This window comes from Bacillus paranthracis (assembly GCF_001883995.1).
Lineage (GTDB): Bacteria > Bacillota > Bacilli > Bacillales > Bacillaceae_G > Bacillus_A > Bacillus_A paranthracis.
Genome location: NZ_MACE01000083.1, coordinates 1 through 16,469, shown reverse-complemented (window position 1 = coordinate 16,469; position 16,469 = coordinate 1). Strand labels below are relative to the sequence as shown.

Here is a 16,469-nt window from a genome sequence, read left to right as displayed (position 1 = left end):
TTACTTTCCTTATTTACGTTAAGCGGATATTTGTCCGTCTGTACGTTGTTTCTTGAATTTTTGTTTTCGTCCGTGTAATCCATAGTATAAAAGTAAAGTGAACGCAACGATAATAGCTGCGATAAAATACATATTATGATAGCTTGATTTCGCTGCGACGATACCTAAAATGAAAGAACCAAAGCCAATACCACTATCAAAGAATGAGAAGTACGTAGCTGTCGCAGAACCACGTCGATGGTTTGGAGCAGCAGAAATCGCAATCGTTTGGAAGCTAGGAATTAATGTTCCATAACCTAAACCGATTAACATACCTGCGCCAAGGAACCAAAATGAAGTTTGTGCTTGGCTTAAAATGAACATCCCAATTGTGAAAATAATGATAGCTGGATAAACAAGTACGTTTTCACCGAAGCGATCAAAAATCTTACCTGTAAATGGACGAGAAATGACAACAACAAGTGCATATAAAATAAAGAAGTAACTTGCAATATCAGCTAAACCGAGCTCTTTTGCATAAATAGGAATAAAGGATAAAATACCACTATAAGAAAAGGCTAAAACAAATCCTGTAAGAGCGATTGGAATAGAAGATGGTTCAAGTAAGTCTTTCCATTTCATTTTTTCTCGTTTTTGTTTGCTTACAGGTGCTTCATGCGGAATATTGACAAGTAGTCCTAATAAAAATGCAAGTAATGAAAATACGGAACAAACGATAAATAATACAGTAAACGAAAAATGAGAAATAATTGTTAAACCTAAAAAAGGACCAATTACCATCGGCAGACTCATAAATACGCCGAAATAGGCAAGTGCTTCGCCTCGTCTATGAGCTGGCGCAACATCTGTGACAATCGTACCAGTTGCAGTTGTTGCCATACCGAACCCAATACCATGTAAGAAGCGAAGGGCTAGTAATAAAAATAAACTTTGTGCACCGAAATACATAACGGTAGCGGCTAAAAATAGTGAAAGTGAAATAAATAATATTTTCTTTCTTCCTAAATCATCGAGCCATTTTCCTGTGAATGGTCGACATAAAACAGATGAAATAAGAAAAACAGTTGCAACTAAACCAATTTCCTCAGGTTTTCCTTTTAGGCCGTCTATTACATAGACGGGTAAAGTAGTCATAAGCATATAAAATGTTAAGAAGAGAAATAGACTACTAAAACAAGTTCCGAGGAAATCCTTCGTCCAAAGTTTCTCACTTTGCATGGTCATCCCTCCAAGTTAATCTAAGTTTTTAATAATTTGTTGTAACACTTGAAATGCTTGATGTAAATCATCTTCGTTAATACCTTCTAGCGTCTTTTCTTCAAAAGTATCAACTTCTTCTTGCCATACCGGAATCATTTTTATCGCTGTTTCTGATAAAGAAATGAGCTTCTCACGGCGATCTTTTCCTTCAGTACGAATAATCCATCCCATCGTTTCCATACGTGTTAACGTACGAGTCATCGTTGGTGATTCAACATTTAAATACTGACATAATTCTGTTTGCGTACAAGAACCAGTTTGATTAATACGGAAAATTACAGCCCATTGCGCACTAAATAACCCAGTGGGAGATACGCGTTCATTAAATTTCTTCGTAAACTTGCGAGAAGTCTGGCTGACAATGTGAAAAAAATGTTGTTTTTCGTCCATGTATGTTGATCCTTTCAAATTAGTTACCTAGCTAACTATATACTTTTTTATTATAATTGTCTAGTAATAGACATGTTGATTTATGTAAAAAATTCTTATAGGTTTTATGTTGCGAACGTATATTCTACGTGCTATTCTTTAAGTAAGTAAAGAATTTTCTTTCTATTTAAATAGAATGGGGGAACTTGTGATGATTAAGCCTGCAACAATGAAGTTTGTTTCACTATCGAACGGAGAAACGATTGCGTATCAGGAAGTTGGAAGGCAAAATGCAGAAATTCTTGTACTTATTCACGGGAACATGACATCGTCACAACACTTTGATTTAGTTATTGAAAAGCTGCAAGATCAATACCATATTTACGCTCTCGATTTAAGGGGATTTGGTCAATCAACGTATAATAAAGCGATAGATTCAATACAAGACTTTGCAGAAGATGTAAAATTATTTATCGACGGGTTAAAACTAAAGAAATTTTCATTAATGGGCTGGTCAATGGGCGGTGGTGTTGCAATGCAATTTACAGCGAATCACCCAACTTTTGTAGAAAAGTTAATTTTAGTAGAATCAGTGGGCATGAAAGGGTATCCGATTTTTAAAAAGGATATAAACGGGCAACCAATCGTATCAAGCTTAGTAAAGACGAAAGAAGAAATTGCACAAGATCCTGTACAGATTGCACCAGTGTTAGATGCGATAAAAAATATGAATAAATTATATTACCGTACAGTATGGAATTTATTAATATATACACATAATCAACCTGAACCAGACCGTTATGAAAAGTATTTAGACGATATGTTAACGCAACGTAATTTCGTAGATGTGAATTATGCGCTCATTACATTTAATATTTCAGATGAACATAATGGGGTTGTAGAGGGAAGTAAGCAAATTCATCATATTTAAAGCACCAACACTCGTCATACAAGGTGACAGAGATTATGTCGTACCACAAGTAGTCGGTGAGGAGTTAGCAAAACATTTGCCAAATGCAGAGTTGAAGGTATTAGAAGATTGCGGTCATTCGCCGTTTATTGATTGTTTAGATGTATTTATAAAGCATGTAGAGGATTGGTTAGAACAGAAATAATCCCCGAAATGAAAGGTATTGCATATACTATAACATTGTAGGTAAAAGGGGAGATTATCCATGCATCATCCGTTCTTCATTGCGCATTCTCCATATAATCATCATGTGTATACAAAAATGATGATAGCTCCGCTGTATATGCAAGTTTCACCAGTTGTAGTTCCGTTACAAATACAACAGCCACCAATTGTTCATTCGCATCATTATTTGTATGAAACTGCTTTTTATAAACATCCGTATTTCAAGCAATTCCATAACAATGTGAAAGCACAAGTTTGGGAAGGATAAGAAGCTAAAAGATTCATTCTTTTAGCTTCTTTTTTATTGCGAATATTCGTACACGCATTTGCAGAAACAGTTTATAATGAGAAGTGGAAAGCGTGAGAAGGAGAGGGAAAGGGAATGTCGATACGTTTTACTTTTTGGATTATGGTTGGGATTGTAGCAATCTCGGGTTTGTCACAAGGAATGCTTTTACCGGCCATTGCAATGATTTTTGAACAAGAAGGGGTTAGTTCAAGTATTAACGGTATTCATGCGACAGCACTATACATTGGGATATTAGTGATCTCACCGTTTCTTGAAAAACCGATGCAAAAGTTTGGAATGAAGCCAATTATCGTGATTGGTGGGTTTCTCGTTATTATTTCATTATTCTTTTTTACACAAACATTTTCGTTTTGGGTATGGTTTATCCTTAGATTTCTAGTTGGCGTGGGAGATCATATGCTACATGTCGGAACACAAACATGGATTACGACAACATCGGATCCGAGTAAAATAGGTAGACAAGTATCGATATACGGTGTATTCTTCGGAATTGGTTTTGCCGTCGGTCCATATTTAGCAAGCACAGTTCAGTACGGTCTTGCAACGCCATTTATTATATCTACTATACTTTGTCTAATAGGTTGGCTGTTACTATTACCAACAAAAAATGCATTCCCGGCGCAAGATGAAAGAGAAGTGAAGAGTGAATCATCATTTTCTCGTTATAAACAAGTTGTTGGATTAGGATGGATTGCACTGCTGGGACCACTTGCATATGGCGTACTGGAAGCAATGTTAAACAGTAACTTACCAGTATACGCGCTTCGAAAAGGATGGTCTGTTTCAGAAGTATCCTTCTTATTACCAGCATTTGCAGTTGGGGGCATTATTACACAAATTCCGCTCGGTATATTAAGTGACAAATACGGAAGGGATCGTATTTTAACGTGGACGTTCTGCATAAGTACGGGCATTTTCTTGCTTGCAGCCGTATTTGATCAATATTATTGGATCGTCTTTGCCTGCATGTTGTTAGCGGGTATGGTCATTGGATCGTGCTTCTCGTTAGGACTTGGATTTATGACAGATTTATTACCGAGACACTTATTGCCAGCAGGTAATATATTATCTGGAATTGCCTTTAGTTTAGGAAGTATACTGGGACCTGTATTAGGAGGCGTATTTATAGAAAAAATACAGTATACAAGCTTTTTTATTGCGGTTATGATTATAATAGGAATTCTCGCAATGTTATATATGATCTACATGAAGAATCAATTCGCATCAAGAAAAATAGAAAGTAGGTTAGGGCATGACAAAACAACCTAATAAAAAGAAATTTGAAGTACTCGAAAATGAAACAATTACAGACTGCTTAGCACGTATGGAACAAGAAGGCTACGCACCGTCTCGTCGCATGGAAGAGCCAATCTTTCATGAAGTGAAGAAAGACGGTAAAACAGTAGTTGAACCGTGTGGTAGGAAGATTGTTTTTGAGGGGAAATTGAAGTAATACGTTATATAAAAAGAATGTGCTTTTGGGTACAAGTAAGATAAAACATATGGTCACATAAGAACGCTACTGATTTCAATATCAATAGCGTTTTTATTTTTAACAAATATATAGATCAAAATGAATTTCTGCTTGAATGGAACTAGCAAAATCAATAATGTTTTTTTGTAAATATATCGTGGGTGATTCGTTATTCTCCACTTGAATCACTACCATAAAAAGAAACTCTAAACTATACTTCTTCTTGAGATGTTTTAATTGTTCTGTTTTTCCTTCAAGGGATTGTAGAATAACATGTAACTGATTATTTATATCGTATGATTCTTGATAGCCAGTGCTTAAAGTCCAATTAGTTTCTTTTCTATATAGGGTTTTGGTGGATACAAGATTCGGATTATCACGTCTTGCAACAACATCACCTTTTTTATAAGTTCTTGTAGGCTCGATACTTAGGGCATTGGTAATTGCTTCAACAGGAAACACATCACCCGTTGCACTAAAATAAGCCATAACTTTGGTTTTATCCAGAATGGTTCCTCCTCTATTATTAAGATGTTACTTTTATTACATTATAAAAATTTATGAATGTATTTGCTAGAATGTAAATATGTTTTTTATTGAATTTTGGCGTTGGTATATGAATGATAAAGCTAGATATATACCTTTGTAGGAAAGAACAATGATACAAAAGTAGGATGCTTAAAAATATAAATATTTGTATGATAAAAACAAAATATATTTTAAAAATCAGAATGTAGAGGAGGGAAAATATAATATGATACAAAGCATATATGAAACGCATTTATATGTAAGAAATTTAGAAAAGGCAATAGATTTCTATCAAAATAAATTAGGTTTATCATTAGCAAAAAGACTATCGAAAAGACGAGTTGCATTCTTTTGGGTAGGAGAAAATAAAGAGCAAATGCTCGGGTTATGGGAAGTACATAGTAATGAAAATTTTGAGACGAAACACTTCGCTTTTCGTGTAGATTTAGAGTTTTTAAAGACTTCTAAATTGTGGTTAGAGAAGTGTGGAATAGAGGTAGTAGGGAGTCAGGGGAAAGGAAATGAAGAGCCAATTGTCCAAAGGTGGATGCCAGCTGCAAGTGTATATTTTCTAGATTGTGATGGAAATAAATTAGAGTTTATTTCTATACTAGATGATGATCCAGATGAATTAGAATATGCAACGTATTTAAGTGAATGGAATGCGGAGCGCTAAGAAAAATAAAGTGGAACTTTAATCAGTAGTGGTTTTACAGCTTTGTATTATGTTAAATAGGTAGGAACAAAATAAAATCCCTCAAGAAAAGGCACGTTCTTGAAGGATTTTTTTATGCTTTATATATTTTATATTGCTTGTAACGTATTAATGGTGTTCACTTTTAGATATTTCAGCGCGTTGAATATAACCATCAGAGAAGCTGAAATAAAGAGAATAGCTTCCTCGATTATATATAAAGCCTTCGCTAGTCATATCCTCTCCGATTAAATCGGGCTCACCAAACCACTCTTTTAATTCATTGATAGGGATATCCATTTTCACCCATATATATCTAGCGTCCCAAGGGTACATATCAATATTATAATCGCCGTATACCGCTGTATTAGGTGCATCACATTCTGTACATGGTGCTTTTTTCAAAACATCAGGCACTCCATATTCTTTTTTTACGTCAGATAGCTCTTTACCCAATGAATTTAATTTAAATGGACCAAACGTCCCATTCTCTAAAGCTGTTGTTAACATTTGTTTCATTTCTTCTTTTGTATTGATGTTGAAATTATAATCTCTGTTTTTTGCTATTGCATTATATAAAAATTGTGCATACTCCTCACGTTTCACAAGCGTGTTGCCATTGTAATTACCTGCCTCATCACCGTAGGATATTCGGTTACTACGTAGCGTATTTACAAATTTATAAGCCCAATGATCTTGAGGTACATCTTTAAAGTTATTTTGTCCTTTTGATTGTAATTGAAATGCTTTTTGTAATACTACTGCCATTTCATACCGAGTTAATGCATCATCTGGACGAAAAGCACCTGTTCCATCACCTGTCATAATTCCAGCTTGCGCAATGGCTTTAATATCCTTTTCGAACATATGATTTTTAATATCGTTAAACATATTGCTCTGTTCATTGTTTGCTGTTAAACCTAAATAACGAGCGATTAAAGAAGTTACCTGGCCTCTAGTAATATGATCCCCAAAACCAAATTTTCCATTTCCATATCCGTTAAAAAGTCCTGCTGCTGCTAAGTAATCAATAGCATCTTTTGACCAGTGGTCCTTTGGTACATCTGTAAATACAGTGTTCGCATTGCCAGCTACTTTATAGTTATTCGTAGTTGTTTGTGCGTTTGCTGTGCCTACCATCGTTGTAGTTACTAGAGCTGCGGTGATTACGAATCCGAAAATTTTTTTAGCTTTGCTTGTTTTCTTACCCATTTGCGAAAGCCTCCCCAGTTTAATTTAACTTTATTAAACATACGTATTACACATATACATTTAATACAATTAAATGTATACATCGCAATTATAACATGTAAATGATGGTTATTTGTTATTCATTTCCTTAATGTGGATAAAATTTCAATAATCTATATGAAACTACAATTTTTAGATAATAAATATTCATTGTTATTTAATTGAAGAAAAATGCGAAACCTTTTTATAAAATATGGAAATGTTAAAACCCCTTTGATAAAATAGCAATATGCAAAAATAATTATTTATAAATTCTCAATGTAATGAATATTCATGTTCAAATATACGAATTTAACTACATAGTTATTGTAATAAAGGAGGAGAAAGATGTTAGATGAATTGTATAATGCTTTTTTAAATGCATCGGGTTTTACAGAAAGCGCGAGGAAACGAGATCAGTATGATACATTACATGATTATTTAAAAGATCAAGAAAGAGAGTTAAAGCAATACATTCAAGAGGCTGAATCAGCGAAGAGAGATTATGAGAGTAAAAGTAATGGCTTAGAAGCAAATAAAATTCCAGCAGTGGAATTTGAACAAAAACGTCATGAAAAGGATGAAGACTTAAATACAGTACTATCCTATTTTAAAAGTGAATTAAGCAATGTTGGATCTGCGATAGGTACAGCTTATGCAAAGTATTTGGAATATAAAGCGAAAGCAGAAGCGGAGAAAGCGTCAGCATACGCTGCAGCGACCAGAGCTTTTGAAGAAAAGAAAAAGGAAATTGAAAAACTTATCCATTAAGTATACAAAGAATGGAGGGAACTAATATGAGTGGTAAAGAGGTTGAAATTATAGGAAGTAACACTGCAAGTGCCATTTCTTACGCACAAAACATAGAGAACGGCATGAAAGATTCTTTAAATCAAGCGAAAAACTTAAAAGCGTACGTTACATGTGCGAAGTGGAATGGAAAAACGAGAGATGCCTTTTTAAGTTATCTTGATTTAATCATTCAATACAACTCAGAAATGGTAGAGGCATTTGAAGGACATACGAAAGCTTTGAAAGAGTTAGAGAAAAGTATTCAAACGTATGGCGATATACCGGAAGTAAGGGCGATAAAAAAATTGTGATGAAGAAATGAGGAATAAAAGAATGGGGAAAGAAATGATTTTTGCACCTGCTGAATTATATGTTCTCGCAGGTGCAGCTGGGGTTACCGATATATTTGGATTGCCAAACCGTGACGCAATTATTTTACTTGATGAAGAATGTGTCACGAAAGCAACTACGAGTTTAAAAGAAAAAGGCTTACTTACAAATGAAAACGGAATTACCCCTGCAGCTTTTCAAATGATTGAGCTATTAAAAGAATATGAAAATTGTCATGAATACGCGAGAATGAATAATGTATTAATTGGCTTTTTGAAAGAGGATAAAGACCGAGTGGCTGTATTAACAGAAATAGAACCAAATAAAAAATACGAGATCGACTACATACCAAAGCCAGACGTATATTTTTCCTTATTAACACGCATCCCTTTCTTATTGAGAGAACCGAGGGAAATAGAAGATACATTTTTCTCAAAGAGAATGACAGAAGAAGAACAACAAACATTTGAGGAAAAAGATTTATCAAATAAAGATGTTATAGCGATAGAAACGTATATGAGGCCTCGGAGTAATAGAGGAGGAAAATGGGAATGTTTCTTATATTTCACTGAAGGAGAAGATTTCGTTCAAATTGATGTAGAACGTAATCGGTATGACTGGGTGAGTCTCTATGCGGTAAATAAGAAATTGTATGACGTGTTAAAAATGCCGTATAAAAAATTAATTGACCCGAGACAATTTTCGTTAGGAGGTATTGAATAATGCAAGTATCAATGGGAGATGGTGGTTCTGGTGGTGGAGAAGAAGTATTAGTTAATTTTCAAGAACTACTTGATATAGTAATGAAATTAGAAGATATATATAAAATCCATGTAGACGTCATTGGAACGAATATTGAGAGTTTATTAAGCAGTGATTTTTATCAAAAAGGTGAAGCGATGAGAGTAATTGAAAAATATCCTGATATATTACACAAAACACTTGAACTGGCTGAACACTATTCGAGGTCGGCGACAGTTGTAGGGAACGTATGTGTAGAAATGCTTAACAAGGACGAACAATTACGTGAAATATTAAGTAAGTTGTAGAAATCACCATACGGCTGGGGGATGAAAATGAAATGGATGTGAAATATAGACCTGAACCATGGCAAAACATGGGGGATGGTATGAATCGAATTACAAAAGATGCACTCATAAAATTACAGCGCGCAAATGAATTATTGAAAAAAATTGATGGAAGAATACGAGATTTAGACTCAGATGGCAGTATACATTTTAACCCAAAAGATCAATCGCAAAAAATAGGAGAATTACTTGATAGCTATTCGACATTACAAAAATATTGCGGAGAAGCCGGGCGATTGGTCTCTGAACATATAGATAAACCTTTTTTAGTAGAAATGGATAAATTCGCTCAAAAAATGAGAGATACATCTATTCTCAGTTTCGAAACAGATAACCGAATTGGCTCCACAACAACGACAGTATTACCAGATGCGCACGCAGGGTACGGAAGTGTACCACAAACAATACAGAAGAAGAAAGATAAAATAACAGTAGAAGATATTTTTAAAGATTCACCTGCATTTGATAAAGTACTGAGAGGGGAATACAAAGAACTAAAAAAACAAAATCCAGATGCAAAACTAAATTATGAAGAATACAAGAAAGTAGTCCCATCCACACGAGGATTTGAATACAAATCAATAGAAGATGAACAGAAAAAACTAGAAATGGTGCGAGACATAGGAATAGGCGTAGGAATCATCATCACAACAATCCTTTGCCCACCACTCGGGGCCGCTGCGGCAGTTGTATACGGCGCTGTACAAATCAAAAGTGGTATCGACGGAGAAGACTGGGGAACACACCGGAAATTGAGCCAAGAAGAGCGGGTAGGAAACATCATTTTTGGCGGATTAGACGCAATCCCAGTTGTTGGAGCAGTAGGAAAAGGAGTAAAAGCATTCAAAGGCACGAGTGAATTAGCTGATTTAGCCAAATTATTAAAATTCAAAGAAGGAATGCCTGGTTTTAATCCAAATTTGGGTAAAAATGTGGTACAATCATTGCGTGATAATAAAGCTATTATGCTTGACCGTTTGAAACTAGCAAGCCTTAAAATGGAGAAATCCGGAAATGAAAAGATGTATCAACTTGGCGAAAAAATAGCCAAAAGCATAGATGATAGGACAGCCAAATCGGCAAGTTTTGAAGTTGACGGAAATGGCTTACTAATATCTAAACAAGGTGGTACAGATTTCCAAAGCTGGGTGAATAAGCATCATACAGAAAGTAATAAGATTATAGATGATAAGATTAAGGGTGTAGAGGCTTCTCTTGCTAGTAAGGGTACGGGTGAAGGTAGTAGGATTATTCCTGGTACTCCGGGTATTGTAACAGGAGGAAATTCTACTAAATTAGGAAAAAATATGATGACAGAAATGGGGCTTAGACGTTCAACTAAATGGAGTGGATATCAAGCACAGCATATTATTCCTTCTGAAATGGCAGATAATCCCGTAATTAAAAAGATAGGTATGAACTTTGATGACTCATCAAACGGTATTTTTTTAAGAGTACCAGATGATAATATAAGTACAATGGCTAGACACAGAGGATATCATTCTGTTTACAATGAAGTAGTTGCAAGAGCATTAAATAAAATGGATATTAACCAAAGTATTGATAGTTTACAAAAGCAGGTATATGATCTGCAAAAAAATTTAAGAAAATTACAGGGGAATGGTTTACCATTGTACCCAAGCCAAGGTGCAACAGTAGAACTTTGGGAAAGAAAGCTAAAACAATTGGAAATACAAAATAAGTAAATATTAGTAAGGTGGTAAGGTGTAATGGAAAATAAAGATATTAGTTTGCTTGAAGAATTACTTTATAATACAAATAAAGAGGATACAATTAGCCGAATAAAGAATATAGATAATCCAATACTCCTTCATTGTTTTGCAGCAAATTATAATTGGAATAGTGGATTTGATATACCAAATGCAATTCTTGAAAACAAAGATTGTGACTTAGGAACGGGATTACTAATGTTTCATTATGCAGATGGATATCGATTATTAGAAAGTCCGGAGGAAGTTTCGAATTCTCCATTACAAGAATGGAAGGTTTTTATATTAAAACTTCAAAATAAAATTATGAATTTGGAGTTTAAAACACAAAATATATCATTTAGCCCTGAATTAACAAAAATTCAAATATTCAAGTTGAAAAAAAGGAACCCAAGTATTTCAGATATTCTTATTAATGAGTCACCAGGAAATATAATTGATATTCCTAAAATATAAATAAACATTAAAAACTCATTACAGTAAATAAATGAGTTTAGTTATAGTGATTTTATAAAGCTTACTATACTAAATTATATTTTATGTACGAATATGATAAAGTTCGCGGTGCTAAATTTAAATACGCATAAGTATATATGAATAAAAAATAAAGTATATGTGAAGTAGATAGAAAAAATAAAAGGGTTTTTGAAAGTATGTACTCCATGATGGTTGTACCATCATGGAGTACTGTGTGCAATGATAGAATAGAAAATAAAGTACGAGCTTAGGCGAGATGACATTTTACCGGGCGATAAATATAAACACATGGAATGTATATGAAACTAACGAACTCGTACAAACTTGTACAAACTCGTAAGTTTTAAGATTGTATTTGTCATGATGTACAAAAGGTGTCATACTGTTACTACAAAACTTTATTTAAAAACAAATGAACTTAAAGCGCTTGATTGTCTACGAAAGACAACAAGCGCTTTTTTATTAGATAGGCATGTTATAAATGTTTAAAAATTATTTTTATGAATTAAGGTTAACAGAAATTACTAGTATTATATAATTGAAATTAAACTAGCAAAAGGTGCGGACTCCATATCCCCAATCTTTAAAGGTGTAGAAATACTGCCAGATGGAAGTGTCGTTAGAACTGGAACGAACTATAGCGGGAAATTCCAAGAAGCCCATGATGCCTCAAAGGCGAGTATTCAGAGTAGGATCTCGAATTTGGAGAGTAGTGGGGTTAAGGGTACGGGTAATAGTAAAATCCAATTAGGTAAAGAAGATTTGGATGCTTTACGGAAAAAGTGGAATGTTCCAGAGACTAATACAATAGCAGTTGGTAAAACATATGTAAAAGGCCTTAGGGATTTGGCTTTTGAAGGAGGGTCTCCAGAAGTTAGAAAAGAAGCTGGACTGCCTTCATTGGATACAATCTTACCAAATAGGGAGATTAGGGCTCCATATGACCATTTAAAAAATCCTAAGTTAGCACAGTTTACAAGACATGCTGAAGAAGGAGTTTTAAATGAGTTTGATTATGCTATAAAAAAAGCAGGAATCGAACCAACGGAAGTAACGGGTACACTTAGAATTCATCAATCTAACCCAAGAGGTGTATGTAATAAGTGTAGCAAAGGATTGCTGAAACCACATCCTATTGAAAAGAGTGGTATATTTTATCAAGCTAGCAAAAAATATCCTAACTTAACAATAGAAGTAACATCGGAGATTGATGGCAGTGTTAAAACTAATGGATTGTTATCTTTTGTTTTAAAAGATGGAAAGATCATTGAATAATTTAAGGAGGAAATCATGGGTAATATATTAATCGAGAATTTACAAAAAGAAGTTAAAGTAGGCTTTGTTTTAGCAGTTGCTGAAAGAGTATTTTCTATAATCAGCAAGGATGATGAAAGATATCCGGATGGAAGGGAAGCCTTGGACAAATGTTGGTTATGGATTGAATCTCATGCTGTTACTGGGGATGAATTATATGAGCTTATTGATAACGCAGACTTTACAGGAATTTCAGAATTTGCAGAGGAAGAAGAAGATTTGAATATTGCTAGGATCTGGTCACTATTAGTTGATGCTGTCGCTTATACTTCTTGGGAAGCCTATAAAAATGAAAAAGTAAAATATTTACCACAGTCATTAGAAAGTATTACTACCGATAGTATTACAATTTTCTTAAATAGTGCAGTGGAAACCAGCTTTATTACTGTAGAGGAAATCAAAGAAATGGAAACAGTTATTAATAATTACTCGAGTACAAATACTGAAATTCCAACAAAAAGAGAAGATTTTATAAATATATTTTAAGTAAGTAATAAATTTGGGGATTTTTTATAATATTTAGCTCTTGGTTTGTTTATAAAGAATAATTAAGCTAGTTTGCATATATTAGACATATAGAGCATTGCTATTTGTAATAAATTGATATAGGTTTCTTAATATTTTTTTGTTAAACTGCACTTAAAGTTTAAAAAAACACTTGATTGTGAAGTGAACCCAAAAAGTTAGACAAATATTATAAGCATCTAGTGAGGAATGAATCTTGTATTGTGTAGGATTCATTCCTTTTAATTTTGTCTTAGCAAGTGTCAAAGTTCCTGTTTACAGAACAAATGATAACGGAACTCTCGAACGTGTTGGAACTAACGTAGAAGGCTGGGTACATGGGCACTGCATTGATAGTAATCAGAAGATACAAGATGAGATTGATAGTGTTAGAGCTTCGCTTGCGGAGATACGGGGAAGTGGTGGTACTAAGGGTACGGGTGAAACTCCTAAGATAACTGAAATAAAAGAGAAAGATCTTGGGAAGCACATTATTAAAGGGAAAAATGGAAGGAAAGAACTTGCGCCAAACGTGCGTTATATTACTGAGGATGGTTATAAATATACAACAGATGAGCTTGGTAGAATAGTAGATGTTGAGGCAGGAGAATTAATACTTCAAAAAGGAAAACGAAACACAGGAATGCAAGTGGCTGCAGGAAGAGAAGATAGATTACCGGATGATGATGGTGGGCATTTGATAGGGACGCAATTCCATGGATCCGGTGATATTGATAATTTAGTCGCTCAAAATAAACAAATTAATCGTTCGGGTGGAGAATGGTATAACATGGAGAAAGAATGGGCTAATGCATTAGGTGGAAAGCCTCCTAAAAAAGTGACAGTAAAAATTGAACCAGTATACTTAGGTTCATCGCTAAGACCAAACTCATTTAAAATAAAATACCAAATTGAAGGCCAACGTAAGGTAATACGTGAAATACTTAATAAAACAGGAGGTTGATGTAAAAGTGTTCGAATTAGAATTAAATAAAATCTATCAAAATATAGCGCAAAAAATAAATGATACAATTCCCGTAGAATGGGATATCTTTTATTTTAATGCAGAGATTTATAACCAAGAGGGTGGGGTATTATTCTTTTTCAATACCCCAGATAGATCGGATGAATATATATATTCCCATGATATACCAGATGTATTTAATGTGAGTGAAAAAGAATATGATAAGACATATGATGAATTATTTCATTTAAGTGTAGAGTTACAGGAAATATTTATAAAAAATAATCAGGAACCTTGGTATTCTTTTGATATGATTGTGACATCTGAGGGGAAATTAAAAATTCATTATGGGTATACTAAATGGTATCAATCTACTTTTGGACCGAATGACCGAGTGGATTATTTTGAATATAAATATTTAGGGAAGAAACCTAGTAATGAAAATGAGCGAAGAAAATTCGAAGAGATGAAAGAATATGAAGAGCAAAATAAATCTTAAAATATTTTTTTGTTAAATTAAGGAATGTATTATTAGCGAGTAAATATGTAAAATATCCAAATTAACTAGCTTTAGTTGGACTATTGAAAGAAGAATAGTGACGGATTAATGTTACTTATAGAACATATGAAGTTAAAGCACTTTATTGTCGACTACAGGCAATGAGTACTTTTTTATTGAAAGATATACTATAAATTTAAAGAAATTATTTTTATGAATTAAAGCCAACAAAAATTACTAGTATTATATAACTAGAACTACATTAGCAAAAGGTGTGGACGAAACAACCGCCTTCATTAGAGGTGAAGAAGTATTACTTGATGGAAGCGTACGTAGATACGGTGGAACGAACTTCAGTGAAAGCGTAAAAGAAGCCCATGATTCCTCAAAGGCGAGCATTCAGAGTAGGATCTCGAATTTGGAGAGTGGTGGGGTTAAGGGTACGGGTAATACAAACCATCCAGTGAGAGTATACCGTGATATTGACGACACCGTTTTAAATAAAGAGTATGAAATAATTACTAGAAAAGGAACATTTGTTACTAAAATAGTAGCAGATGAAAAACTTGTTGTGGATATGCCTTATATAGGTAAGGGGAAGCAAAGTACAAATTCAGAAGGATGGCTAAGAGATAACAAGTATTATTTTAATGAACTATATAAATTACATCCTGAGTATTTTAGCGATGCTAACATCAAAAATCTTAATAATGGATGGGCTATTGTAAATGATGCGGTCTTTAGGAGACATTTCCCTCAATATGATATTGTGGGATTAAAAGGAAAACCTTTAGTACATCATCATATTGGTGGTGGGGGACAAGCAATGGCTATTCCACAACCGTTGCATCCAGGGAGTGGAGGAATCCATAATATAGAGAAACAAATAGGTATATGGGGAAAAGATCAAGAAAACGCTGAACGTCTTCAAGTATTTATTAAGTAATCTTTTTGGAGGTATAACATGGACATAAAAAAAGCATTAGAACATTATTTTAAAGAACTCATAAATGTATGGGATACAAAATATGGTACATATCCTAAAGCACCGTGGGATGAAGAGATTGATCCTCGATTGTATTTAAGTAATCCAGATGAAGAAGAATATGTATATTGGAAACCTATTGAAAAAGTTGATTTAGATGATTTTACAGAAATTGAAAAAAAGCTGGGTATGAATATTCACCATGCAATGAAAGAATACTTTAATTCGTATTGGTTCTTAAGCTTACAAGGCTTTTACGGTTCAAGATTAGTTAATCTTGAACCCATAGAACCGTGTAAATCTATATTAGAATTTTTTGAAGTAATGAAACAATATGAAGAGAACAATGGAAGAGAATTTAGATATATACAAATAGGATTTGTCTTTCCAGAAGATATGGCTATTATCTTTGACAATAAAACAGGACAGATATTGATAGAGAATTTTGAAATGGAAGAAAACGAATTTCTTGCTAATTCACTTGCTGAATTGATAAATAATTTAAAAGTAGAATTGGTAGTTTAAGAGGTATTACGTTGAATAGGTGATAAAGAAGAATTTAGATATGGATAAAAAATTAGTATTACGTGCAATGATAGAATAGAAAATAAAGTACGAGCTTAGGCGAGATGACATTTTACCGGGCGATAAATATAAACACATGGAATGTATATGAAACTAACGAACTCGTACAAACTTGTACAAACTCGTAAGTTTTAAGATAGTATTTGTCATGATGTACACAAGGTGTCATACTGTTACTACAAAACTTAGAAATTTACGCTA

Annotated in this window: 20 protein-coding genes and 3 pseudogenes; 19 read left to right on the top strand and 4 right to left on the bottom strand. The window is 33.8% G+C overall.

Annotated elements, in window-relative coordinates; all coding sequences use genetic code 11:
* Window positions 1–18: 18 nt before the first annotated feature.
* On the bottom strand, window positions 19–1,218 hold the full coding sequence (locus BAQ46_RS27645; RefSeq protein WP_001190334.1) for an MFS transporter: 1,200 nt from the start codon (window positions 1,216–1,218) through the stop codon (window positions 19–21).
* A gap of 15 nt (window positions 1,219–1,233) precedes the next feature.
* Window positions 1,234–1,650: a MarR family winged helix-turn-helix transcriptional regulator gene (locus tag BAQ46_RS27640; protein ID WP_000343680.1), complete on the bottom strand. Its 417-nt coding sequence runs from the start codon at window positions 1,648–1,650 to the stop codon at window positions 1,234–1,236.
* Between the two features lie 190 nt (window positions 1,651–1,840).
* Here BAQ46_RS27640 and phaZ point away from each other — a divergent pair.
* From phaZ to BAQ46_RS27620, 4 genes and pseudogenes are all read left to right on the top strand, one after another.
* Window positions 1,841–2,744, top strand: a pseudogene (gene phaZ / locus BAQ46_RS27635) (intracellular short-chain-length polyhydroxyalkanoate depolymerase).
* A gap of 60 nt (window positions 2,745–2,804) precedes the next feature.
* Entirely contained in the window at window positions 2,805–3,032 is a 228-nt protein-coding gene (locus BAQ46_RS27630) for a hypothetical protein (protein ID WP_000546480.1), read from the top strand.
* Between the two features lie 114 nt (window positions 3,033–3,146).
* Window positions 3,147–4,343 (top strand): MFS transporter, encoded by a 1,197-nt coding sequence (locus BAQ46_RS27625; RefSeq protein ID WP_000027642.1) that lies wholly within the window; start codon window positions 3,147–3,149, stop codon window positions 4,341–4,343.
* A complete protein-coding gene (locus tag BAQ46_RS27620) occupies window positions 4,327–4,527 on the top strand; it encodes an NETI motif-containing protein (protein ID WP_000166303.1) in 201 nt (66 codons plus the stop codon). The genes BAQ46_RS27625 and BAQ46_RS27620 overlap by 17 nt, the downstream gene beginning before the upstream one ends.
* Before the next feature lie 99 nt (window positions 4,528–4,626).
* On the opposite strand, the gene BAQ46_RS27615 is transcribed toward BAQ46_RS27620, so the two are convergent.
* Entirely contained in the window at window positions 4,627–5,037 is a 411-nt protein-coding gene (locus BAQ46_RS27615; protein ID WP_061130538.1) for a DUF4279 domain-containing protein, read from the bottom strand.
* A gap of 265 nt (window positions 5,038–5,302) precedes the next feature.
* Between BAQ46_RS27615 and BAQ46_RS27610 the strand changes: the two genes are divergently transcribed.
* On the top strand, window positions 5,303–5,752 hold the full coding sequence (locus BAQ46_RS27610) for a VOC family protein (RefSeq protein ID WP_061130539.1): 450 nt from the start codon (window positions 5,303–5,305) through the stop codon (window positions 5,750–5,752).
* A 147-nt stretch (window positions 5,753–5,899) separates the two neighbouring features.
* On the opposite strand, the gene BAQ46_RS27605 is transcribed toward BAQ46_RS27610, so the two are convergent.
* Entirely contained in the window at window positions 5,900–6,982 is a 1,083-nt protein-coding gene (locus BAQ46_RS27605; RefSeq protein ID WP_061130540.1) for an S-layer homology domain-containing protein, read from the bottom strand.
* 366 nt (window positions 6,983–7,348) lie between these two features.
* Between BAQ46_RS27605 and BAQ46_RS27600 the strand changes: the two genes are divergently transcribed.
* The 14 genes and pseudogenes from BAQ46_RS27600 to BAQ46_RS27540 all read left to right on the top strand — a co-directional run bounded on the left by BAQ46_RS27600 (window position 7,349) and on the right by BAQ46_RS27540 (window position 16,208).
* The gene (locus BAQ46_RS27600) at window positions 7,349–7,771 is read left to right on the top strand and encodes a hypothetical protein (protein ID WP_000883453.1); all 423 of its coding nucleotides are present in this window, start codon (window positions 7,349–7,351) and stop codon (window positions 7,769–7,771) included.
* 26 nt (window positions 7,772–7,797) lie between these two features.
* On the top strand, window positions 7,798–8,103 hold the full coding sequence (locus BAQ46_RS27595; RefSeq protein WP_016134989.1) for a WXG100 family type VII secretion target: 306 nt from the start codon (window positions 7,798–7,800) through the stop codon (window positions 8,101–8,103).
* Window positions 8,104–8,125: 22 nt separating this feature from the next.
* Window positions 8,126–8,845, top strand: coding sequence for a DUF5081 family protein (locus tag BAQ46_RS27590; RefSeq protein WP_016718044.1), 720 nt, complete (start codon window positions 8,126–8,128; stop codon window positions 8,843–8,845).
* Window positions 8,845–9,171: a hypothetical protein gene (locus tag BAQ46_RS27585; protein WP_016718043.1), complete on the top strand. Its 327-nt coding sequence runs from the start codon at window positions 8,845–8,847 to the stop codon at window positions 9,169–9,171. The genes BAQ46_RS27590 and BAQ46_RS27585 overlap by 1 nt, the downstream gene beginning before the upstream one ends.
* A 32-nt stretch (window positions 9,172–9,203) precedes the next feature.
* Entirely contained in the window at window positions 9,204–10,916 is a 1,713-nt protein-coding gene (locus tag BAQ46_RS27580; protein ID WP_071743249.1) for an AHH domain-containing protein, read from the top strand.
* 24 nt (window positions 10,917–10,940) lie between these two features.
* Window positions 10,941–11,396: a DUF4274 domain-containing protein gene (locus BAQ46_RS27575; protein ID WP_000428102.1), complete on the top strand. Its 456-nt coding sequence runs from the start codon at window positions 10,941–10,943 to the stop codon at window positions 11,394–11,396.
* 320 nt (window positions 11,397–11,716) lie between these two features.
* Window positions 11,717–11,906, top strand: a pseudogene (locus BAQ46_RS31785) (hypothetical protein).
* Window positions 11,907–11,963: 57 nt separating this feature from the next.
* Window positions 11,964–12,159: pseudogene (locus tag BAQ46_RS31780) on the top strand (HNH endonuclease); the annotation flags it as partial.
* Window positions 12,160–12,179: 20 nt separating this feature from the next.
* Complete coding sequence (locus tag BAQ46_RS27565) at window positions 12,180–12,692, top strand: hypothetical protein (protein ID WP_154644202.1); 513 nt, start codon at window positions 12,180–12,182, stop codon at window positions 12,690–12,692.
* A gap of 15 nt (window positions 12,693–12,707) precedes the next feature.
* On the top strand, window positions 12,708–13,217 hold the full coding sequence (locus BAQ46_RS27560; RefSeq protein ID WP_000526867.1) for an Imm6 family immunity protein: 510 nt from the start codon (window positions 12,708–12,710) through the stop codon (window positions 13,215–13,217).
* 427 nt (window positions 13,218–13,644) lie between these two features.
* Entirely contained in the window at window positions 13,645–14,199 is a 555-nt protein-coding gene (locus tag BAQ46_RS27555; RefSeq protein ID WP_061130286.1) for a DNA/RNA non-specific endonuclease, read from the top strand.
* Window positions 14,200–14,206: 7 nt separating this feature from the next.
* The gene (locus BAQ46_RS27550; RefSeq protein WP_016124921.1) at window positions 14,207–14,698 is read left to right on the top strand and encodes an immunity protein YezG family protein; all 492 of its coding nucleotides are present in this window, start codon (window positions 14,207–14,209) and stop codon (window positions 14,696–14,698) included.
* Between the two features lie 274 nt (window positions 14,699–14,972).
* The gene (locus BAQ46_RS27545) at window positions 14,973–15,644 is read left to right on the top strand and encodes a hypothetical protein (protein WP_071743247.1); all 672 of its coding nucleotides are present in this window, start codon (window positions 14,973–14,975) and stop codon (window positions 15,642–15,644) included.
* 18 nt (window positions 15,645–15,662) lie between these two features.
* Window positions 15,663–16,208, top strand: coding sequence for a SecY-interacting protein Syd (locus BAQ46_RS27540; RefSeq protein WP_071743245.1), 546 nt, complete (start codon window positions 15,663–15,665; stop codon window positions 16,206–16,208).
* The last annotated feature ends 261 nt before the right edge of the window (window positions 16,209–16,469 follow it).